Below are 19887 nucleotides of genomic sequence, written 5' to 3'. Positions count from 1 at the left end.
TTTGAATTCAGACGCTTGCGATAACTTCTTCGAGCTTTTTGCGAATCTCGTCGATGGAGCGCGTCGAATCGACGATGAAAAAGCGCTGCGGCGATTCATCCGCGCGGCGCAGATACTCGCTGCGCGTGCGCTCGAAAAACGCCTCCGATTCGCTTTCGAACTTGTCGGGCGCGCGCGCGGCCGAGCGGCGCTCGCTCGCGGTGTCGGTCGGCACGTCGAAAAGCACGGTCAGATCGGGCTGGAAACCGCCCTGCACCCAGCGTTCGAGCGCTTCGAGCTTGTCGCGCGGCAGACCGCGGCCGCCGCCCTGATACGCGAACGTGGCGTCGGTGAAACGGTCCGACAGCACCCAGTCGCCGCGCGACAGCGCCGGTTCGATCACCTGCGCCAGATGCTCGCGGCGCGCGGCAAACATGAGCAGCGCTTCGGTTTCGAGGTCCATCGGCTGATTCAGCAGGATGCCGCGCAGGGTTTCACCGAGCGGCGTGCCGCCCGGCTCGCGCGTCATGACGACCCGATGCCCGCCCGGTTCCACTTTGGCTTCGAGCCGTTCGCGGAACCAGTCCAGATGCGTGGTCTTGCCCGCGCCGTCGATGCCTTCGAACGTGATGAACTTGCCGCGCGCCATTCATTGACCCCGGATGTATTTGTCGACGGCCTTGTTGTGGTCGCCGAGATTGTCGGAAAAGATGCTGCTGCCGTCGCCGCGCGACACGAAATACAGCGCGTTGCTCGAGGCGGGATTGAGCGTGGCGTTCAGTGCGGCCACGCCGGGCAGCGCGATCGGCGTCGGCGGCAGGCCCATGCGCGTGTAGGTATTGTACGGAGTGTCCGTCTGCAGGTCCTTTTTCTTCAGCTTGCCGCCGTAGGCCGGGCCTAAGCCGTAGATCACGCTCGGGTCCGTCTGTAGCGGCATGCCGATGCGCAGCCGGTTCGCGAACACCGCCGCGACGAGCGGCCGGTCCGCAGCGCGCCCCGTCTCCTTCTCGACGATGGACGCCATCACGAGCGCCTCATAAGGCGTCTTGTAAGGCAGATTCGGTGCGCGCGTGTTCCACGCTTCCGTGAGGCGCGCCTGCATCAGCCGATACGCGCGTTTGTAGACGGCCAGATCGCTCGTGCCTTTGTCGAACAGATAGGTGTCGGGGAAGAACAGGCCCTCGGCGGACGCCTTGTCGACTTCGGCCGCGCCGATCGCGCGCAGCAGGTCGGTGTCGGTCATGCCGACGGTGTCGTGCTTGAGCGCGGGATTGCTGTCGAGCTCGCCGCGCATTTTCTGCAGCGTCCAGCCTTCGATGACGGTCGCGACATATTCGTTGACGTCGCCGCGCGCGATCTTCTCCAGCACCTCATAAGGCGTGATGCCGGTCTTGAACGCGTAATTGCCCGATTTCAGTTGCGCGGACAGGCCGAGCACGCGCGTCATCAGCACGAAAAGCTCGGGTTCGACGGGCACGCCCCCGCGGTTCAACTGGGCGCTCACGCTGCGCAGGCTGCTGTGGGGCTTGATGGTGACGTCGAGTTCGGGCGTCGGCAATTCCATGGGCCGGTTGGCCCACCAGTACACGCCGCCCGCGACGGCTGCCGCGAGCACGGCGGCGAGCACCGCTGCCACGACGCATTTCTTCAGAAAGGACATGCGAAACACGCTTGAGATAAGACCAATATAATAACTTGCCGCCTGCGCCAGAGCCGCATTCCCGGGCCCGCGCCCAAACGATAGGATTGACAGCCCGCCGACTCATGAATTCCCAGACCATCGCTCTCGCCGCTTCAGACTTCGATTCCGTCAAGACCGCCGGCGCATACATGCCGCTCACCCAGTTCGGCGTGATCGACGTCAAGGGCGAGGACGCCGCCTCGTTCCTGCACAGTCAGCTTACGAACGACGTCCAGCATCTCGACGCGTCGACCGCGCGTCTCGCGGGCTACTGCTCGGCCAAGGGCCGGCTCCTCGGCTCGTTCCTGATGTGGCGCACCGCCGACGCCGTGCGTCTCCTGATCGCACACGACGTGCAGGCGGCCGTGCAGAAACGCCTGTCGATGTTCGTGCTGCGCGCGAAGGCGAAGCTCACCGACGCGACGCCCGAAGTGGCCGCCGTCGGCTTCGCGGGCGACGTGCGCGCGGCGCTCTCCGGAATTTTCGATGCGCTGCCCGACGGCGTGCATGTCAAGGTCGAAGGCCCGCACGGTTCGCTGATCCGCGTGCCGGACGCGGCGCATCGGCCGCGCTTCCTGTGGGTCGGCCCGAAAGCCGATGTCGAGGCGCAACTCGCGAAACTCGATGAAAAACTCAAGCGCGTGCCCGAGCAGATGTGGGACTGGCTCGACATCCACGCGGGCGAGCCGCGCATCACGCACGCGACGGTCGAGCAGTTCGTCCCGCAAATGGTCAACTTCGACGTGCTCGGCGCGGTGAACTTCAAGAAGGGCTGCTATCCCGGGCAGGAGATCGTCGCGCGCAGCCAGTATCGCGGCACGATCAAGCGGCGCACGGCGCTCGCGCACGTCGAGAGCGCGACGCCCGGCGCGGAGCTCTTTCATTCGGACGATCCCGGCCAGCCGTGCGGACTCGTCGTCAACGTCGCGCCCGCGGAGCATGGCGGCGTCGATTGTCTCGTCGAGATCAAGCTCGCGGCGCTTGACAATGGCTCGGTGCATGTCGGTTCCGCCTATGGCCCCGCGCTTACGTTCGTGCCGCTGCCCTACGCGTTTCCGGCCGACGCCTGAGGTCGAGCGCGCATGTGTCTGATCGTCTTCGACTGGCAACCCGCGGCGTCGCAGGAAAACGGCCGCGCATTGCTGACGCTTTCCGCCAATCGCGATGAATTCTTTCGCCGCGACGCCGAACCGATGCACTGGTGGCAAGACGCGCCAGACGTGCTCGCCGGCCGCGATCTGACGGGCGGCGGGACGTGGCTCGGCGTATCGCGCGACGGGCGCTTCGCGGCGCTGACCAACTATCGCGCGCCGGGCGACATGCAGCCGAATGCGCCGACGCGCGGCACGCTCGTGAGCGCTTTTCTCGCGGGCGAGCGCATGGCGCCGCTCGACTATCTGCAGGGCGTGGCGCGCGAAGGGCATCGGTATAACGGGTTCAATCTGCTTTGCGGCGACTTCTTGCGGCGCGAACTCGGCTGGTACGGCAATCGTGCCGACGCGCCGCCCGCTTTGCTCGATGCAGGCGTGCACGGTTTGTCGAACAGCCTGTTGAATACGCCGTGGCCGAAGCTCGTCGCGCAGCGGGAGGCGCTGTGCGATCTGATTCACGCCGATGAACGCCCGTCGCTCGATGTGCTCATCGAGACGTTGCGCGACCCGCGCATCGCGAACGACGAACATCTGCCATCGACGGGGATTTCGATCGAGCGGGAGCGCGTGCTGTCGGCGGCGTTCATCGAAACGGCCGATTACGGCACGCGCAGCACGACGGCCTTGCGCGTGAATCCGGCGGCGCTCGGGTTAGCGCTGGAAATCAAGGAACGCAGCGACGATGACGGCTCGCATCGCGTCGTGAGGCCGGGGGCGTTTGAGCGGGCTTTTTCGTTTGAGATCGGTTGATCAGCGTTTCCTTCGTGTGAGATACAGGATCGCAGCGATCAGCACGACGGCAATGGCATCGACCGCAACGAGCGCGGGAAGAGGATCGGTCCACTTGTCCATGTTCGTCGTGCGCGCGTAGTACGGCGGACCGTCGCCGTATGCTTCATTGAGGTTGTACACATTCAATGTGGCGACGAGAAGCAAGATGAACAGCGCGCCGAGATAGATGAAGGAGCGAGGCGTTTTCCTGGTCATGGGCCGATAATTCGGATTCTAATCATGGGTGAGCCGGCTTCTACAGCGTCCCGAACGCCTCCCGCAACGCCCTCACCGCATCCGCGTGCGCCGCCGCTACTTCCGGCACGAAACCGCCCATCTTGAAGAATTCGTGAATCATGCCTTCGTAGCGCTTGAGCGTGACCGGCACACGCGCGTCTTCGAGTTTCGCCGCGAACGCAGTGTCTTCGTCGTGTAGCGGGTCGTAGTCCGCCGCCGCGATCCACGCCGGCGCGACGCCCGCGAAATCCGGCGTACCGCGCGCCGCATCGAGCGGCGCGAAACGCCAATCGTCGCGATCGCGATCATCACGCAGATACTGCGCGAAAAACCACTGAATCGTTTCGCCTGAAAGCAGATACCCGTCCGCGAGGCGCGCATGGGAATCGCTCTTCTGCCACGCGCTCGTGCCCGGATAGATCAGCAATTGCAGTTTCAGGTCGATGCCCGCATCGCGCGCGAGCACCGCGCACACGATCGCGAGCGTGCCGCCCGCGCTGTCGCCGCCAACCGCGAGCCGCGCCGGATCGATGCCGAGCGTCGGAGCCTCGCGCGCCAGCCATTGCAGCGCATCGAAGGCATCGGTCACGGCGACGGGAAACTTGTGCTCCGGCGCAAGCCGGTAATCGACCGATACGACCGCGCATTGCGCATCGTGCGCGAGCTTGCGGCACAGCGCGTCGTGCGTCGCCACGCTGCCGACGGTGAAGCCGCCGCCGTGAAAATAAAGAAGCCCCGGAGAAGGCTGCGCCCAGCTCGGCTCGATCGGATGATAGACGCGCACGCCGATCGTTGCGCCATCGCGCACGGGAATCCGCAGATCCTCGATGGCGTGCACCGGCAATGGCGCGATATCGAGAATCTGCGCGCTCATCGCGTAGGCTGCGCGCGCCTCTTTCGGCGTGAGCGTGTGATACGGCGGTCGATTCGCGCGCGCGACCATCTCCAGAATTTGCGCGATCTTTGGATTGAGCGGCATCGGCGGAAAGAGCGTCAAAGGGACACGATCATGCCACGAACCGTGCACATCAACGCGGACGTTTCAGGGACATCGGATCGGTCGGGTTGCGCAGTTGCGCGATATCGTCGAGCCGCAGTTGCACCGACGGCATGATGGCCGGATGCGTGATGACATAGAAGCGCCCTTCGCGCACCGCATCGAACGTCAAATCGGCGATGTCGCGCGCCGACAGCTTCCCGCCCTCTACCGCCCGCGTGAGTTGCCGCGCCGCGAGCTTTTGCGAGGCGGTGTACGGCGCGTCGTTGGCGAGCGCGTCGGGGCGCGAGCGCTCGGCATCCGCGATGCCAGTCGGCACGAACGCCGGACACAGCAGCGACACGCCGATCATCGACGCGCCCGCCAGCCGCAAATCGTGATGCAGCGTCTCGGTCAGCGCGACGACCGCGTGCTTCGATGCGTTGTAGACGCCCATCGCGGGCGCGGCGAGCAGGCCCGCCACCGACGCCGTATTGACGATATGCGCCGGCTCGTTCTGTTCGAGCATGATCGGCACGAACGCGCGCAGGCCGTTCGCGACGCCCATCACGTTCACGCCGAAGACCCATTGCCAGTCGTTCGCGCTGTTCTCCCACACGAAGCCGCCCGCGCCGACGCCCGCGTTGTTGAAGAGCATGTGCACGCCGCCGTAAGTGGCGAGCGATGCCTGCGCGAGCGCGTGCACCTGAGCGGCGTCGGATACGTCCGTCGTGATGCCGATCGCGTCGCCGCCCGCCGCGCGTAGCGCATCGACGGTCGCGGCGAGCCCGGCGGTGTCGAGATCGGCGAGCACGAGCTTCATGCCGAGCGCCGCGCCCTTCTTCGCGAACTCGCGCCCGAATCCGCTGCCCGCGCCCGTGATGACGGCGACCTTGCCTTCGAAGCGATCCATCACACGAGTTTCACCAGTTGCTTGCCGAAGTTCTTGCCGCGCAGGAGGCCGAGAAATGCCTCAGGCGCATTCTCGAGCCCTTCGGCGATGCTCTCGCGAAAATGCAGCTTCTTCGTCGCGACACGCTCGCCGAGTTCCTTCAGCGCCTGCGGCCAGACATCGAGATGTTCGGAGACGATGAAGCCCTGCAGCTTCAACCGCTGCGTGAGGATCAGCCGCGGCGCGTCCAATTGCGTCGGCTTGCCGTCGTAACCGGAGATCATCCCGCATACGGCGATGCGCCCGAACGCGTTCATGCGCGCGAGCACGGCATTGAGCACGTCGCCGCCGACGTTCTCGAAGTAGCCGTCGATGCCATCGGGCGTCGCGGCTTTCAGATCTTCGTGCAGCTTGCCGGCCTTGTAATCGACGCACGCATCGAAGCCGAGCGTCTCGACGACATAGCGGCACTTGTCCGCGCCGCCCGCGATGCCGACCACGCGGCAGCCCGCCGCCTTCGCCAGTTGCCCGACGACGCTGCCCACCGCGCCGCTCGCCGCCGACACGACGACCGTCTCGCCCGCCTTCGGCTCGATGATGCGGTTCAGTCCGTACCACGCCGTGACGCCCGGCATGCCGACCGCGCCGAGATACGCGGAAAGCGGCACGCGCGAGGCATCGACCTTGTTCAGGCCGGTGCCGTCGGATGTGCCGTATTCCTGCCAGCCGAACATGCCGACGACGCTATCGCCCGCCTTGAACGCCGGATTGCGCGATTCGCTCACGACGCCCACGGTGCCGCCGATCATCACTTCATCGAGCGGTTGCGGCGCGGCGTACGACTTCGCGTCGTCCATGCGGCCGCGCATGTACGGATCGAGCGACAGATAGTGATTGCGCACGCGCACTTCGCCGTCCTTCAGCGGCGCAAGCGGCGTCTCGACGAGCCTGAAATTCGACACCGACGCCTCGCCTTGCGGACGCGACACGAGCAGAATTTGTCGGTTGATCTGTGCGTCTGCCATGCTGAACCTCCTTCGCTCGAATGGTGTTCAGGCGTCGCTCGGACCGGGCGTCGCCTTCGGATCGGACCGCATCTTCTGCCGGACGATGTCGCGCCCGACCGCGAGCCGCTTCATGTACTTGAACGTGCCGAGCGCCTTCGCGACGAAGTGGCCTTCGCTGTCGCGAATCTCGCCTTCGCAATAAGCCATCGTCGTCGAGCGATGCAACACGCGGCCGTAACCGCGCAATTCGCCGCGCCCCGGCTGCATGAAATTGACCTTCATCTCGACGGTGACGACGCCGATGCCATCGCCCGCGACGCTGCGTGCGGCGAGCGCCAGCGATGCGTCGAGCATCGTCATCGTGACGCCGCCGTGCGCGATGCCCCAGGTGTTCAGGTGTTCGTCGCGAAGCGGCAGCCGCACTTCGCTTTCGCCGTCCTGCGCCTTGACGAGCTCGACGCCGAGCGTATCGATGAACGGGCTCTCGAGCGCGACGCCGTTGCTTGCAGGTTGATCGGAAGAGGACATCGCGCTCACACTTCGTAGTCGACGCATTGACGCGCTTCGCGGATCGCCGCGACGAAGTCCTTCAGCGCCTGATGTTTCGGATGCACCTGATACGCTTCGAGCGCCGCCTTGTCGTCGAAGTCGGACACGAGCACGACGTCATAGGTGCAATCGAAACCCGGCTGCGCGGTGCCGACTTCGAAATGCCCTTGCCCTTTCACGATGCTGCGGCAGGTTTCGAGCTTCGCCTTCAGCTTCTGCGCGTTTTCGGCGCGGCTCGCGCCCTCGGCGTTTTCCTTCAGCTTCCACATGACGATGTGACGTAGCACGGCGACTCCTGTTATCGAACGAATCTCGAAGCGTAGCAAAAATCGCCGGGCCGCAAATGCTCACACGATTTCGAAAAGGCCCGCCGCGCCCTGTCCGCCGCCGATGCACATCGTGACCACGACGAACTTCGCGCCACGCCGCTTGCCTTCGATGAGCGCGTGACCCGTCAGGCGCGCGCCCGACACGCCGTACGGATGCCCGACCGCGATCGCGCCGCCGTTCACGTTCAGGCGCTCGTCGGGAATGCCGAGCCGGTCGCGGCAATAGAGCACTTGCACGGCGAACGCTTCGTTCAGCTCCCACAAGCCGATATCGTCGACGGACAGGCCCGCGCGCTTCAAAAGCTTCGGCACGGCGAACACCGGACCGATGCCCATTTCGTCCGGCTCGCAGCCCGCGACCGCGAAGCCGCGAAAAATGCCGAGCGGCGCGAGACCTTCCTTCTCGGCGAGCGTCGCGCTCATCACGACGCACGCCGACGCGCCATCCGAGAACTGGCTCGCGTTGCCCGCCGTGATGACGCCGCCAGGCAGCGCGGTGCGAATCTTCGACACGCCTTCGAGCGTCGTATCGGCGCGGATGCCTTCGTCGGCGGCGAGCGTCACTTCTTGCGTGAACATGCGCCCCGTCGCTTGATCGGCGATGCCGGCAAGCACGGTGATCGGCACGATTTCATCGTCGAACTTGCCCGCCGCCCGCGCCGCCGCCGCGCGCTGCTGCGAGCGCACGCCGTATTCGTCCTGCCGCTCTTTCGCTATCTCGTAGCGCTTCGCGACGTTCTCGGCGGTCTGCAACATCGACCAGTAGATTTCGGGCTTGTGTTGCCTGAGCCAGCCTTCGGTCAGCATGTGACGGTTCAGCTCGTTCTGCACGCACGAGATCGATTCGACGCCGCCCGCGACGAACACATCGCCCTCGCCCGTCATCACGCGCTGCGCGGCAAGCGCGATCGTCTGCAAGCCCGACGAGCAGAAGCGGTTCACCGTCATGCCGGGGACGGAAACCGGCAAGCCCGCGCGCAACGCGATCTGCCGCGCGATGTTCGCGCCCGTCGCGCCTTCCGGATTCGCGCAGCCCATGATGACGTCCTCGACGCGCGCCGGATCGATGCCCGCGCGTTCGACGACCGCCTTCGTCACATGGCCGCCGAGCGTCGCGCCGTGCGTCATGTTGAGCGCGCCGCGCCACGATTTGGCGAGCGCGGTGCGCGCCGTCGATACGATGACTGCATCGGTCATGTCGTTGCCCCCGCTTTGAGAATTTCGTCCGAGCTCACGCGTTGCACGCCCGCATCGCGCATGTCGTTCCATGCTCGGTCGAGCGAGCCGTTCAGATCGATCGCGCGGCACGCGTCCTCGATCACGATGACGTCGAAGCCCGCCGCACGCGCATCGAGCGCGGACCACGCGACGCAATAGTCCGTCGCCAGTCCGGCGAGCCACACGCGTCTTGCGCCGACGTTGCGCAGATAGCCTTCGAGACCGGTCGGTGTCGAACGGTCCGCTTCGAGCAACGCCGAATAGCTGTCGACGTGTTCGTGATGCCCCTTGCGAATCACGAGCCGCGCGTGCGGCACATGCAGATCGCGATGCAGCGCCGCGCCTCGCGTGTCCTGCACGCAATGCACCGGCCACAGCACCTGTTCGCCGTAAGGCAAGGTCATCGTCTCGAATGGCGCGCGGCCCTCGTGATTTGCCGCGAACGACACATGCGAGCGCGGATGCCAGTCCTGCGTCAGCACGACATGCGGGAACGCGCGCGCAAGCCGATTGATGACCGGCACGACTTCATCGCCGTGTGCGACGGCAAGCGCGCCGCCCGGCATGAAGTCGTACTGCACGTCCACGGCGAGGAACACGTCTTCGACAGGTTTGATATCAGCCATTGAAGCGTCCATTCGATTGCGCGAGTTCGGTGACGCGCGCGGCGGGTTGCCACGCGTAGCCGTTGACCTGCTTCGCGTATTTGCGCATCGCGCGTTCCACGTTGTAGAGGCCGATGGTGTCCGCATACAGCATCGGGCCGCCGCGCCAGAGCGGAAAGCCGTAGCCCGTCAGATAAACCATGTCGATGTCCGAAGCCTTGCCCGCGATGCCTTCCTCGAGAATCTTCGCGCCTTCGTTCACGAGCGAAAGCACGAGACGCTCGACGATCTCTTCATCGCGGATCTTGCGCCGCTCGACGCCGCGTTCCTTCGAATACGCGACGATCATGTCATCGACCACGTTCGACGGCAGCGCGTCGCGCTTGCCCGGCTGATAGTCGTACCAGCCCGCGCCGGTCTTCTGGCCGAAGCGGCCCATCTCGCACAGACGATCCGCGACGCGCGAATAATGCAGCTCCGGCTGCTCCCGATAACGCCGCTTTCTGATCGCCCAGCCGATGTCGTTGCCCGCGAGATCGCTCATGCGAAACGGCCCCATCGCGAAGCCGAAGTTTTCGATCGCGCGATCGATCTGCGCCGGCAGCGCGCCTTCCTCCAGCATGAAGAGCGCTTGGCGGATGTACTGCTCGATCATCCGGTTGCCGATGAAGCCGTCGCATACGCCCGACACCACCGCCGTCTTCCTGATTTTCTTCGCGAGCTGCATGACCGTTGCGAGCACGTCCTTTTCGGTCTTCGCGCCGCGCACGACTTCGAGCAGCTTCATCACGTTCGCGGGGCTGAAGAAGTGCATGCCGATCACGTCGCCGGGACGCTTCGTGAACGAGGCGATGGTGTCGAGATTCAACGTCGATGTATTCGATGCGAGGATCGCGCCAGACTTTGCGATTTCGTCGAGCTGACGGAAGACCTGTTCCTTCACGCTCAAGTCTTCGAACACGGCTTCGACGATCAGATCGGCCTGGGCCAGATCGCCGAGGGCAAGCGTCGGCGCGATGAGCGCCATGCGCTCTTCGACCTTTTCCTGCGTGAGCTTGCCCTTCTTGACCTGCGCCTCGTAGTTGCGCCGGATCGTCGCGATGCCGCGATCGAGCGCGTCCTGCTTCGTTTCGAGCAGCACGACGGGCAGGCCGGCGTTGAGAAAGTTCATCGCGATGCCGCCGCCCATCGTGCCCGCGCCGATCACGCCGATGCGCTCGATCTTCCTCACGGGCGTGTTCGACGGGACATCGGCGATCTTGGCAGCCGCGCGTTCGCCGAAGAACGCATGCCGCAACGCGCGGCTTTCGGGCGTCTGCACGAGCGCGAGAAAGCATTCGCGCTCGAAGGCGAGACCGCGCTCGAAACCTTCCTTCACGCCTTTTTCGATTGCATCGATGCACTTGTGCGGCGCCGGGAAATGCTTCGCGACTCCCGCGACACTGTTGCGCGCGAACTGGATGAAACCCTCGGCGTTCGGATGCACGATCTGGCGATCGCGGACTTTCGGATGCGGACCGCCGCGATCGGCGGCCCGGCGCGCGAACGACAACGCGCTTTCCAGCAGATCGCCGTCGGCGAGTTCATCGAAAAGCGCGGTTTGCGCGAGCTTTTCTGAGGGCACCGGCGCGCCCGACACGATCATGTTCAGCGCCGTTTCCAGCCCGACCACGCGCGGCAGACGCTGCGTGCCGCCCGCGCCCGGCAAAAGCCCGAGCTTCACTTCCGGCAGCGCGATCTGAGCACCGGGCACGGCGACGCGGTAATGCGCGCCGAGCGCGAGTTCCAGACCGCCGCCCATCGCGACGGCGTGAATCGCCGCGACGACGGGCTTCGCGCTCGCTTCGAGCGTCGCGATGACGGTCATGAGCGTCGGTTCCTGCGTGGCTTTCGGCGTGTTGAATTCGGTGATGTCCGCGCCGCCCGAGAACGCCTTGCCCGCGCCGATGATGACGATGGCGCGCACGTCGGCATCGTCGTTCGCGCGCTCGACACCTTCGACGATGCCGAGCCGGGTCGAATGCCCGAGACCGTTGACCGGCGGATTGTCGAGCGTAATGACGGCGACGCCGTCGCGGATCGTGTAGTCCACTGCCATGAACGTGTCTCCTGTCGACCGGATATGAAATCAATTGTGGGCGATCGGGGCAGAATACACAAAAAAGCACGATCGTTCAAACGACGCGTTTCGCGCCAATCGATCGCCAGAAATGCACGAAGCCCCGGCGCGCGCACCGCGAGCCGGGGCTTTCGATGACGCAAGAAAAAGCTAGACCGGATTCTCCGCGGCGTTGGGCAACACGTAATCGCGAAACTGCTCGCGCAGGCGCACTTTCTGCAGCTTGCCCGTCGCGGTGTGCGGCAGTTCCTCGGCGAACACGACATCGTCCGGAATCCACCACTTCGCGACCTTGCCCTCGAAATGCGCGAGCAGTTCCTCGCGCGTGACGGTCGCGCCCGGCTTCAGCACCGCGACGATCAGCGGCCGCTCGGTCCACTTCGGATGCGAGCACGCGATGCACGCCGCTTCCGCCACCTGCGGATGCGACACCGCGATGTTCTCCAGATCGATGGAGCTGATCCATTCGCCGCCGGACTTGATTACGTCCTTGCTGCGATCGGTGATCTGCATGAACCCGTCTTCATCGATGGTCGCGACATCGCCGGTCGGGAACCAGCCGTCGACGAGCGGAGAATCATCCCGGCGAAAATACCGGTCGATGACCCACGGCCCGCGCACATGGAGATCGCCGAACGATTTGCCGTCCCACGGCAGTTCGGTGCCGTCGTCGCCGACGACTTTCATGTCCACGCCAAAGAGCGCGTGGCCCTGCTTTTCCAGCGAGCGGCGCTGCTCGTCGAGCGGACGCTGCTTCTGCCTGAAACTGAGGCGCGACAAGGTGCCGAGCGGCGACATCTCCGTCATGCCCCACGCGTGGATCACTTGCACGCCGTACTCTTCCTCGAAGATGCGCAGCATCGCGGGCGGACACGCCGAGCCGCCGATTACCGTGCGCTTCAACGTCGAGAAACGCACGTTCTGCTGCTTCATGTACGTGAGCAGGCTCATCCACACCGTCGGCACGCCGGCGGAATACGTGACGCCTTCGGCTTCCATCAATTCGTAGAGCGACTTGCCGTCCAGATCCTTGCCGGGAAAGACGAGCTTCGCGCCGACGAGCGGCCCCGCGTGCGGAATGCCCCACGCGTTGACGTGGAACATCGGCACGACGGGAAGGATCGCATCGCTCGACGATGCGCCCATCGCGTCGGGCAACGCCGCGCCGTACGCGTGCAGCACCGTCGAGCGATGCGAATACAGCGCGCCTTTCGGATTGCCCGTCGTGCCCGACGTGTAGCAGAGAAACGATGCCTGACGCTCATCGAGCTTCGGCCATGCGTAGTCGCCGTCGTGCTCGCCGATGAGGCTTTCGTAGCTCATCACCGGCACGCTCATGTTCGACAGATGTTCGGCGATGCACGCGGCATCGCCGAGCGCGATCCAGCCCTTCACGTTCGGGCACTGCGGCGCGATCAGTTCGACGAGCGGACCGAAAGTCATGTCGAAGCAGACATACGAATCGTCCGCATGATCGATGATGAACGCGATCTGATCGGGAAAGAGACGCGGGTTGATCGTGTGGCACACGGCGCCCATGCCGCTGATGCCGTAATAGCATTCGAGATGTCTGTAGCCGTTCCACGCGAGCGTGCCGATGCGCTCGCCCTGCTCGACGCCGAGCGCGGTCAGCGCCTGCGCCAGTTGTTTCGCGCGCTTCTCGCAATCGCGGTAGGTGTAGCGGTGGATATCGCCTTCGATGCGCCGCGACACGATCTCGTTGTCGCCGAAGTGGCGTGAGGCATGAGACAGCAGGGACGACGCGAGCAGCGGTATGTCCATCATCTGCCCGTAGAGCGGCGACGTCATAGGCGAAGTCCTCGAATCTGGCGAATGCTGATCGGATGGCCGGGCCGCGCTCTGCAGGCCCGCGGGCGCGGAATTACAATATCGTTTAACTCAGAGGCGCTCAACATGTCGTTTTCCCCAAGCAATGCCGTGCGCGCGGCGCGCGACGAGACGCCCGCCGACGCGCGTTCCGTGAACGAAATCGCCAGCGCGATCCGGGTCGGCGAGCCGGGCTCCTTCGCCGCGCTCGGCACCGCTTTTCTCACCCGTCTTCCTGCCGCGCCCGTTCCCGATCCGTATCTCGTCGGGATGTCGCGCGAGATGGCCGAAACGCTCGGATTCGATCCGCAAGTCGCCACCGGCCCTGAGAAAGACGCGTTCGCCGCCTTCTTCGCCGGCAATCCGACGCGCGACTGGCCAGCCGATGCCCTGCCCTATGCCGCCGTCTATTCGGGGCATCAGTTCGGCGTGTGGGCGGGACAACTGGGCGATGGCCGCGCGCTGACGCTAGGCGAAGCGGAGCACGACGGCGCGCGTCTGGAAGTGCAACTGAAGGGCGCGGGCCGCACGCCCTATTCGCGCATGGGCGATGGCCGCGCGGTGCTGCGGTCGTCGATCCGCGAGTTTCTGTGCTCGGAAGCGATGCATCATCTCGGCATCCCGACGACGCGCGCGCTCACCGTCATCGGCTCGGACTTGCCGGTGCGGCGCGAGATCGTCGAAACGGCGGCGATCGTCACGCGCGTGTCGCCGAGCTTCGTGCGCTTCGGCCACTTCGAGCATTTCTATTCGAACGATCGCATCGACGAGCTGAAGACGCTCGCCGATCACGTCATCGACCGGTTCTATCCGCATTGCAGGGATGCCGACGATCCGTATCTCGCGCTGCTCGACGAAGCCGTGCGCTCCACCGCCGATCTGATGGCGGAGTGGCAAGGCGTCGGCTTCTGCCACGGCGTGATGAATACCGACAACATGTCGATCCTCGGCCTCACGATCGATTACGGTCCGTTCGGCTTCATGGATGCCTTCAACGCGCATCACGTCTGCAATCATTCGGATACGCAAGGACGCTATTCGTATGGGCGCCAGCCGCAGGTCGCGTACTGGAATCTCTTCTGTCTCGCGCAGGCGCTCGTGCCGCTCTTCGGCGCGAATCTGCCCGAGGAGGGCCGCGCCGAGCGCGTGGTGGAAGAGGCGCAAAAGGTGATGGAGCGCTACAAGGATCGCTTCGGGCCCGCGCTCGTCGAGAAGATGCGCGCGAAGCTCGGCCTCGATATCGAGCGCGAAGGCGACGACAAGCTCGCCAACGGTCTCTTCGAAATCATGCATGCGAATCGCGCGGACTTCACGCTGACGTTCCGGAACCTGTCGAAGCTCTCGAAATCCGACGCGAGCCGCGACGCGCCCGTGCGCGATCTGTTCCTCGATCGCGCCGCATTCGATGCGTGGGCCGCGCAGTATCGCGAGCGCCTCGCCCACGAGCCGCGCGACGACGCCGAGCGCGCCGCGGCGATGAATCGCGTGAATCCGAAGTACGTGCTGCGCAATCATCTGGCGGAAAACGCCATTCGGCGCGCGGCGGAAAAGGATTTTTCGGAAGTGGCGCGTCTTCTGGACGTGCTGCGCCATCCATACGACGAACAGCCCGAATACGAAGCCTACGCGGGCCTGCCGCCCGACTGGGCGAGCGATCTCGAAGTCAGTTGTTCTTCGTAGGATCGCCCTCATATACCAGGCCTTCCCGGCCAGATCAAAGGAACGACAGATGAGCCACGACGCCACCCCGACGAGCTATCCGCTGCAAAAGGACGACGCCGAGTATCGCCGCGAACTCGACGACATGCAGTACCAGGTCACGCGCCACGCCGCGACCGAGCGCCCCTTCACGGGCAAATACTGGGATCACAAGGAGCGCGGCGTCTATGACTGCGTGTGCTGCGGCACGCCGCTGTTCGAATCGGACACGAAGTTCGACGCCGGCTGCGGGTGGCCGAGCTACTTCAAGCCGATCAACGGCGAAGTGATCCAGGAGAAGACCGACCGCTCGCATGGCATGCTTCGCATCGAAGTCGTGTGCAAGAACTGCGGCGCGCATCTCGGCCACGTCTTCGAGGACGGCCCCGCGCCGACCGGCCTGCGGTATTGCATCAACTCGGCTGCGCTACAATTCGAACCCAAGTAAGCGCGAGCCCGTCCATTTCGTCGTACCGGCGCCCGCCGCTTCTCGCGGGCGCTTTTTTCTCGCGCGCCTCGCATCCATCCGATGCCCATCACGTCCGCACGCCAATGAAATTTCTGTTCGATCTGTTTCCGATCATTCTCTTTTTCGTCGCATTCAAGGTCTGGGGCATCTATACCGCGACGGCGGTCGCGATCGCGGCGACGCTCGTGCAGATCGCCTGGGTCGCGTTTCGGCATCGCAAGGTCGATCCGATGCTGTGGGTCAGTCTCGGCGTGGTCGTCGTGTTCGGCGGCGCGACGCTCGTGCTGCACAACGATACCTTCATCAAATGGAAGCCGACGGCGCTCTACTGGCTCTTCGCGTTCGCGCTGATCGTCGCGCAGATCGGCTTCAGAAAGAATCTCATCGAAGCGATGATGGGCAAGCAGATCGTGCTGCCGCATCGCGTATGGGGCCAGTTGAATGTCGCATGGGCGGTGTTTTTCGCGCTGCTCGGCATCGTCAATCTTTTCGTCGCGTATAACTTCACGACGGATCAGTGGGTGAACTTCAAGCTCTTCGGCGCGACGGGCTGTCTCGTCCTGTTCATCGTCGCGCAAAGCTTCTGGCTTGCTAAATACATGAAGGAGGACGGGCAATGAGCGCATCGTTCGATTTCACGAGCGCATCGGCGGCGGACAAGATCGCGCATCTCGAAGCGCGTTTGAATGCCACGCTGCAGCCGCAGTCGGTGCATATCGACGACGACAGCGCCGCGCACGCGGGCCATGCGGGCGCGGCCGCCGGCAGCCATTACACGGTGACGATCGTCGCGGAATGCTTCGCGGGCAAGGCACGCGTGGCGCGACATCGACTGGTGTATGATGCGCTGGCCGAGGAGATGCGGCGCGGCGTGCACGCGCTCGCGATCCGGGCCTACACGCCGCAAGAGTTCGCAGAACAATTCGAATAAACCCGCGCGCGGTTCGACCCTAAGCCTTGCCTCTTAAATCTCGCCTTTGAAGGCGTCTGTTTGTTCAGTTAGGAACCTCCGATGACTTTGAAAAAAACCCGCGTCTGGGTGTTGCTGGCTGCATTCGCGGCTGCTCCTGCGTTTGCGCAAAACATCGCCGTCGTCAACGGCACGCCGATTCCCACGTCGCGCGCCAATGCGCTCGTGAAGCAACTCGTGGCGCAAGGTCAGCAGGATTCGCCGCAGCTTCAGCAGGCGGTGCGCGAGGAACTCATCAACCGCGAAATCCTGATGCAGGAAGCCGCGCGCGAAGGCATCGCGACGCGTCCCGACGTGAAGGCGCAGGTCGCCGTCGCACAGCAGACCGTGGTGTTGCGCGCGCTGATCGAAGATTTCGTGAAGAAGAACACGCCGACCGACGCCGAGATCAAGGCGCGCTATGAGGAGCTCGTCAAGCAAAACGGCGGCGGCAAGGAACTGCATCTGCATCACATTCTCGTCGAGGACGAAGCGCAGGCGAAGGATCTGATCGCGAAGATCAAGGCCGGTGCGAGCTTCGAAGATCTCGCGAAGCAATATTCGAAGGACCCGGGATCGGGCAAGAACGGCGGCGATCTGGACTGGTCCTCGCCTTCGGCTTACGTGCCTGAATTCGGCGCGGCCGCGGAGAAGCTGAAGAAGGGCGAAATGACGTCCGAGCCGGTGAAGACGCAGTTCGGCTGGCACATCATCCGTCTGGACGATGCGCGTGATGTCGCCCCGCCGCCGTTCGATCAGGTGAAGGCGCAGATCGCGCAGCAAATGCAGCAGGAAAAGCTGCAAGCGTTCGAGGAAGGCTTGCGGAACAAGGCGGTGGTGAAGTAAGCGCGCTTGCTTGTTCGTTGGTAACAAAGCCGCCCTTCGGGCGGCTTTGCCGTTTCATGCGCCGTCAACCGCCCAGCTTCGTCCTGACCACCGCGCCCGAGCGCGTCAGCTTCGCCATTTCGCGGTTCTGCACCACGCTCATGAAGCCCGCCCAGTCCGCTGCGAGCGCGGCCTTGTCGACCTTGTCGGTGTCGCCGAGCTTGTAGCGCTCGCCCTGCACGTAAGGACGTTCCCACGCGGCCCGATGCCACGCGCGTTCCGCAAGCGCAAGCAAGCGCGGATACGCCATGTACTCGAACTGCTGATCCGTACGCATCACTTCCGCCCAGGCTTGTCCCTGAATGCCTTCGATACGCGGCGCCGGTCCAGCGCTCGTCACTTCGAACGGTTTGCCGTCGCGATCGGGCATGATCTCCGCGTTCTGCGGCAGATTGTCAGGCGCGAGCGAGAACGTCTTGAAGCTGTCCGTCGCGTGCGAGCCCCAGTAATACCCGCGCTCGCGCTGATCGAAGGCATAGGGGAAGTCGAAGTACAGATAATCCGGCAGCGCGAGCACCGTCTTGTAGCCCTGACTGCCGAGCGTCTGCACGGTGTCGGACGCGCCCCAGAAGATCGTGTCCCACATCGTCACCATCACGTTCGACGTCGCGAAATCCTGCGGACCGTTCGCGTGCTTGATGCCGTCCTGCCACGCGGCCATCGTGCCGATGCCGTTCGCGCGCACGATCTGGCTGACCTGGCGCGCGAAGATCGACGGCAGTTCGTCGACGGATGCAACCTTGCCCGACGCGATCATCGCCGCGCACTGCGGCGAGCGTCCCCACGGCTTGTCCTGCAACGCGAGGTTCACGCGGCCCTTGCCGGGATCGGTGCCGTCGAGCGGCTGGAAACCGCCGCCGAGAAGGATGTTCTTCGCCTCGTCGCCGCCGAAGTGCCACACGGAAAGCGGTGCGCCCGCTTCGCGATGCATCGACGCGACTTCGCCGATCACCTTCGATGCGAAACGCTGCGCACCGTCCGAGCACGGATTCAGGAAGCTGCGGCGGTCGTAGAACTGGACGGTCGTCGTGTTCGATGTATCGGCCGGATCGAGCAGACGGTACGCGTTCGCGGCCGCCTTGTTGCCGAGCGCCGCAAGACGCTGGTAACGCGCTTCCATCGACACGACCGCGGCGCGCGCGTGGCCCGGCATGTCGATTTCCGGAATGATCTCGACGAAGCGATCCGCAGCATAACGAAGCAGCGCGACATATTCTGCGCGGCTCAGATAGCCGCCGCCCGAGCGATTGTCGGGACCGGAGCCGAGCTGCGGCAACAGGCACTGCGTTTCCGTGAGATCGTGGCAACGCTTCGCGCCGATTTCGGTCAGCTCCGGCAGACCGGGAATTTCGATGCGCCAGCCTTCATCGTCGGTGAGATGCAGGTGTAGCCGGTTGAGCTTGTATGCGCTCATCTGGTCGATCAGACGGCGCAACGTGGCGGGCTGACGGAAGTTGCGCGCGACGTCGACGTGCATGCCGCGATGCGTGTATCGCGGCGCGTCTTCGATGGTCATCGCCGGCACGCTGCCGCCGCCCGCGGGCGTAAGCGAGAGCAAGGTCTGCACGCCGTAGAACAGCCCGCCCGCATCGAAGGCGTCGATCTTCACGCCGTCTTGCGCGATCGTCAGCCGATAACCGCCCGCGCGCGCGATATCGGCCGGCAATGCGCCTCCGGCGATCTGCCCGCTCACGCGCACGGCCGCGCCGGTCAGACCGAGCGTCGCCGCGCGCGACGTGAGCGCCGCCACTTGCGACGATGTCAAACCGGACGCCGACAAATCGATTCCGCCGACCTGCGCCGCGCCCTCACCCGCCGTCGAACGCAGCACCGCCGGCACCGCGCGCGCGGCGGTCTGCTGCGCCGATGGCAACGCGGCTTCGGCGCGTGCGCGTTGCACTTGCGCGGGCGTTGCGGCGAATGCCGCTGCGTCGTCCGCGATCGGCGGAATGCGATCGACGTAGCGGGTTTCATCGTCGGTATCGTTGTGCTTGAGGATGGCAGGCGCCGCATTGCCGTCCGCCACGACATACGCGCGCGGCAACAGATCGCTGTAGCGCTGATACCAGTACTCCCCGACGAACGGCACTTCGATGCGCTCGCCCGCGCCGAGCGTGAAAGCGCCCGCGCGCGGCGTCAGCGCGTAGAGATCGCCGGTGACGTGCTTCCACGCGAACGCCGGATGTTCGACCATCAAAATGCGCCGGATGCTGTACACGTACAGCGTCCAGCCGCCTGCCGCGAGACTGCGGCTGCCGGTGTTTTCGAGAATCAGCTTGCCGCGCGCGCAACTGGCCCAGTCGGCGCCGAGATCGGCGCAGTTCGTGCCGGACTTCGCGGCATCGTTGCCGTCGATGTCCACGCGCACCATCAGGTTCTCGCCGAGCGCCGCCGCGCGCGCCGTCGGCGAGAGATTGGCCGAACCCGAATCCGAGCTGTCGCCGCACGCCGCGACGAGACACGACGACGCGATGATCGTCATCGCCAATAAATTCCGTATACCTAAATATTTTGATGGCAACTGCCTCATTTCTCCTCCGTGGTC

Annotated in this window: 20 protein-coding genes; 7 read left to right on the top strand and 13 right to left on the bottom strand. The window is 64.7% G+C overall.

Annotated elements, in window-relative coordinates; all coding sequences use genetic code 11:
• Positions 1-7: 7 nt before the first annotated feature.
• Entirely contained in the window at positions 8-628 is a 621-nt protein-coding gene (gene tmk, locus NCS67_RS06255; protein WP_008349687.1) for a dTMP kinase, read from the bottom strand.
• Positions 629-1639 carry an endolytic transglycosylase MltG gene (gene mltG / locus NCS67_RS06250; protein WP_008349688.1) on the bottom strand — a complete coding sequence of 337 codons (1011 nt, stop codon included), beginning with the start codon at positions 1637-1639 and terminating at the stop codon, positions 629-631.
• Between the two features lie 104 nt (positions 1640-1743).
• Here mltG and ygfZ point away from each other — a divergent pair, with 104 nt between their 5' ends.
• Entirely contained in the window at positions 1744-2730 is a 987-nt protein-coding gene (gene ygfZ / locus NCS67_RS06245; RefSeq protein WP_250434692.1) for a CAF17-like 4Fe-4S cluster assembly/insertion protein YgfZ, read from the top strand.
• Between the two features lie 12 nt (positions 2731-2742).
• The gene (locus NCS67_RS06240) at positions 2743-3561 is read left to right on the top strand and encodes an NRDE family protein (RefSeq protein WP_244808081.1); all 819 of its coding nucleotides are present in this window, start codon (positions 2743-2745) and stop codon (positions 3559-3561) included.
• Here the strand turns inward: NCS67_RS06240 and NCS67_RS06235 are convergent, their stop codons facing one another.
• The 10 genes from NCS67_RS06235 to NCS67_RS06190 form a co-directional block, all read right to left on the bottom strand.
• A complete protein-coding gene (locus NCS67_RS06235; RefSeq protein WP_008349694.1) occupies positions 3562-3798 on the bottom strand; it encodes a hypothetical protein in 237 nt (78 codons plus the stop codon).
• 40 nt (positions 3799-3838) lie between these two features.
• Positions 3839-4798 (bottom strand): alpha/beta hydrolase, encoded by a 960-nt coding sequence (locus NCS67_RS06230; RefSeq protein ID WP_008349697.1) that lies wholly within the window; start codon positions 4796-4798, stop codon positions 3839-3841.
• Between the two features lie 49 nt (positions 4799-4847).
• A complete protein-coding gene (locus tag NCS67_RS06225; RefSeq protein ID WP_250434691.1) occupies positions 4848-5708 on the bottom strand; it encodes an SDR family oxidoreductase in 861 nt (286 codons plus the stop codon).
• Entirely contained in the window at positions 5708-6712 is a 1005-nt protein-coding gene (locus NCS67_RS06220) for an NADP-dependent oxidoreductase (protein ID WP_175982904.1), read from the bottom strand. Before NCS67_RS06220 ends, NCS67_RS06225 begins: the two co-directional genes overlap by 1 nt.
• A gap of 27 nt (positions 6713-6739) precedes the next feature.
• Positions 6740-7222 (bottom strand): PaaI family thioesterase, encoded by a 483-nt coding sequence (locus NCS67_RS06215; protein ID WP_008349701.1) that lies wholly within the window; start codon positions 7220-7222, stop codon positions 6740-6742.
• 5 nt (positions 7223-7227) lie between these two features.
• Positions 7228-7530: a Dabb family protein gene (locus NCS67_RS06210; protein ID WP_061161325.1), complete on the bottom strand. Its 303-nt coding sequence runs from the start codon at positions 7528-7530 to the stop codon at positions 7228-7230.
• Positions 7531-7590: 60 nt separating this feature from the next.
• Entirely contained in the window at positions 7591-8769 is a 1179-nt protein-coding gene (locus NCS67_RS06205) for an acetyl-CoA C-acyltransferase (protein ID WP_034473389.1), read from the bottom strand.
• Positions 8766-9416, bottom strand: a complete 651-nt coding sequence (gene pncA, locus NCS67_RS06200; RefSeq protein WP_284504053.1) for a bifunctional nicotinamidase/pyrazinamidase — start codon at positions 9414-9416, stop codon at positions 8766-8768. The genes NCS67_RS06205 and pncA overlap by 4 nt, the downstream gene beginning before the upstream one ends.
• Positions 9409-11493 (bottom strand): 3-hydroxyacyl-CoA dehydrogenase NAD-binding domain-containing protein, encoded by a 2085-nt coding sequence (locus NCS67_RS06195; protein WP_250434690.1) that lies wholly within the window; start codon positions 11491-11493, stop codon positions 9409-9411. The genes pncA and NCS67_RS06195 overlap by 8 nt, the downstream gene beginning before the upstream one ends.
• 171 nt (positions 11494-11664) lie before the next feature.
• A complete protein-coding gene (locus NCS67_RS06190) occupies positions 11665-13323 on the bottom strand; it encodes a 3-(methylthio)propionyl-CoA ligase (protein ID WP_250434689.1) in 1659 nt (552 codons plus the stop codon).
• A gap of 105 nt (positions 13324-13428) precedes the next feature.
• Here NCS67_RS06190 and NCS67_RS06185 point away from each other — a divergent pair, with 105 nt between their 5' ends.
• The 5 genes from NCS67_RS06185 (at position 13429) to NCS67_RS06165 (ending at position 17303) form a co-directional block, all read left to right on the top strand.
• Positions 13429-15021 carry a protein adenylyltransferase SelO gene (locus NCS67_RS06185; protein WP_250434688.1) on the top strand — a complete coding sequence of 531 codons (1593 nt, stop codon included), beginning with the start codon at positions 13429-13431 and terminating at the stop codon, positions 15019-15021.
• Between the two features lie 49 nt (positions 15022-15070).
• Positions 15071-15487: a peptide-methionine (R)-S-oxide reductase MsrB gene (msrB, locus tag NCS67_RS06180; RefSeq protein ID WP_008349708.1), complete on the top strand. Its 417-nt coding sequence runs from the start codon at positions 15071-15073 to the stop codon at positions 15485-15487.
• Positions 15488-15591: 104 nt separating this feature from the next.
• Entirely contained in the window at positions 15592-16128 is a 537-nt protein-coding gene (locus NCS67_RS06175) for a septation protein A (protein WP_008349709.1), read from the top strand.
• Positions 16125-16439 carry a BolA family protein gene (locus NCS67_RS06170; protein WP_008349710.1) on the top strand — a complete coding sequence of 105 codons (315 nt, stop codon included), beginning with the start codon at positions 16125-16127 and terminating at the stop codon, positions 16437-16439. The genes NCS67_RS06175 and NCS67_RS06170 overlap by 4 nt, the downstream gene beginning before the upstream one ends.
• 81 nt (positions 16440-16520) lie before the next feature.
• A complete protein-coding gene (locus tag NCS67_RS06165; protein ID WP_250434687.1) occupies positions 16521-17303 on the top strand; it encodes a peptidylprolyl isomerase in 783 nt (260 codons plus the stop codon).
• 64 nt (positions 17304-17367) lie between these two features.
• Here NCS67_RS06165 and NCS67_RS06160 read toward each other — a convergent pair whose 3' ends face one another.
• Positions 17368-19824 carry a family 20 glycosylhydrolase gene (locus NCS67_RS06160; RefSeq protein WP_250434686.1) on the bottom strand — a complete coding sequence of 819 codons (2457 nt, stop codon included), beginning with the start codon at positions 19822-19824 and terminating at the stop codon, positions 17368-17370.
• Positions 19825-19887: the final 63 nt, after the last annotated feature.

The organism is Caballeronia sp. ATUFL_F2_KS9A (genome assembly GCF_023630765.1).
Lineage (GTDB): Bacteria > Pseudomonadota > Gammaproteobacteria > Burkholderiales > Burkholderiaceae > Caballeronia > Caballeronia zhejiangensis.
The sequence above is the reverse complement of the archived record's forward strand: the minus strand, read 5'-3'. Positions and strand labels throughout refer to the sequence as shown.

Excerpts from the sequence above, each read along its gene's own strand:
- msrB (WP_008349708.1), top strand. The coding sequence starts at position 15,071 with ATGAGCCACGACGCCACCCCGACGAGCTATCCGCTGCAAAAGGACGAC.
- NCS67_RS06195 (WP_250434690.1), bottom strand. The coding sequence starts at position 11,493 with ATGGCAGTGGACTACACGATCCGCGACGGCGTCGCCGTCATTACGCTC.
- tmk (WP_008349687.1), bottom strand. The coding sequence starts at position 628 with ATGGCGCGCGGCAAGTTCATCACGTTCGAAGGCATCGACGGCGCGGGC.
- NCS67_RS06230 (WP_008349697.1), bottom strand. The coding sequence starts at position 4,798 with ATGCCGCTCAATCCAAAGATCGCGCAAATTCTGGAGATGGTCGCGCGC.
- NCS67_RS06165 (WP_250434687.1), top strand. The coding sequence starts at position 16,521 with ATGACTTTGAAAAAAACCCGCGTCTGGGTGTTGCTGGCTGCATTCGCG.
- NCS67_RS06205 (WP_034473389.1), bottom strand. The coding sequence starts at position 8,769 with ATGACCGATGCAGTCATCGTATCGACGGCGCGCACCGCGCTCGCCAAA.
- NCS67_RS06190 (WP_250434689.1), bottom strand. The coding sequence starts at position 13,323 with ATGACGTCGCCGCTCTACGGGCAGATGATGGACATACCGCTGCTCGCG.
- NCS67_RS06225 (WP_250434691.1), bottom strand. The coding sequence starts at position 5,708 with ATGGATCGCTTCGAAGGCAAGGTCGCCGTCATCACGGGCGCGGGCAGC.
- NCS67_RS06235 (WP_008349694.1), bottom strand. The coding sequence starts at position 3,798 with ATGACCAGGAAAACGCCTCGCTCCTTCATCTATCTCGGCGCGCTGTTC.
- NCS67_RS06185 (WP_250434688.1), top strand. The coding sequence starts at position 13,429 with ATGTCGTTTTCCCCAAGCAATGCCGTGCGCGCGGCGCGCGACGAGACG.
- NCS67_RS06215 (WP_008349701.1), bottom strand. The coding sequence starts at position 7,222 with ATGTCCTCTTCCGATCAACCTGCAAGCAACGGCGTCGCGCTCGAGAGC.
- NCS67_RS06160 (WP_250434686.1), bottom strand. The coding sequence starts at position 19,824 with ATGACGATCATCGCGTCGTCGTGTCTCGTCGCGGCGTGCGGCGACAGC.
- pncA (WP_284504053.1), bottom strand. The coding sequence starts at position 9,416 with ATGGCTGATATCAAACCTGTCGAAGACGTGTTCCTCGCCGTGGACGTG.
- ygfZ (WP_250434692.1), top strand. The coding sequence starts at position 1,744 with ATGAATTCCCAGACCATCGCTCTCGCCGCTTCAGACTTCGATTCCGTC.
- NCS67_RS06220 (WP_175982904.1), bottom strand. The coding sequence starts at position 6,712 with ATGGCAGACGCACAGATCAACCGACAAATTCTGCTCGTGTCGCGTCCG.
- NCS67_RS06240 (WP_244808081.1), top strand. The coding sequence starts at position 2,743 with ATGTGTCTGATCGTCTTCGACTGGCAACCCGCGGCGTCGCAGGAAAAC.
- mltG (WP_008349688.1), bottom strand. The coding sequence starts at position 1,639 with ATGTCCTTTCTGAAGAAATGCGTCGTGGCAGCGGTGCTCGCCGCCGTG.
- NCS67_RS06175 (WP_008349709.1), top strand. The coding sequence starts at position 15,592 with ATGAAATTTCTGTTCGATCTGTTTCCGATCATTCTCTTTTTCGTCGCA.
- NCS67_RS06170 (WP_008349710.1), top strand. The coding sequence starts at position 16,125 with ATGAGCGCATCGTTCGATTTCACGAGCGCATCGGCGGCGGACAAGATC.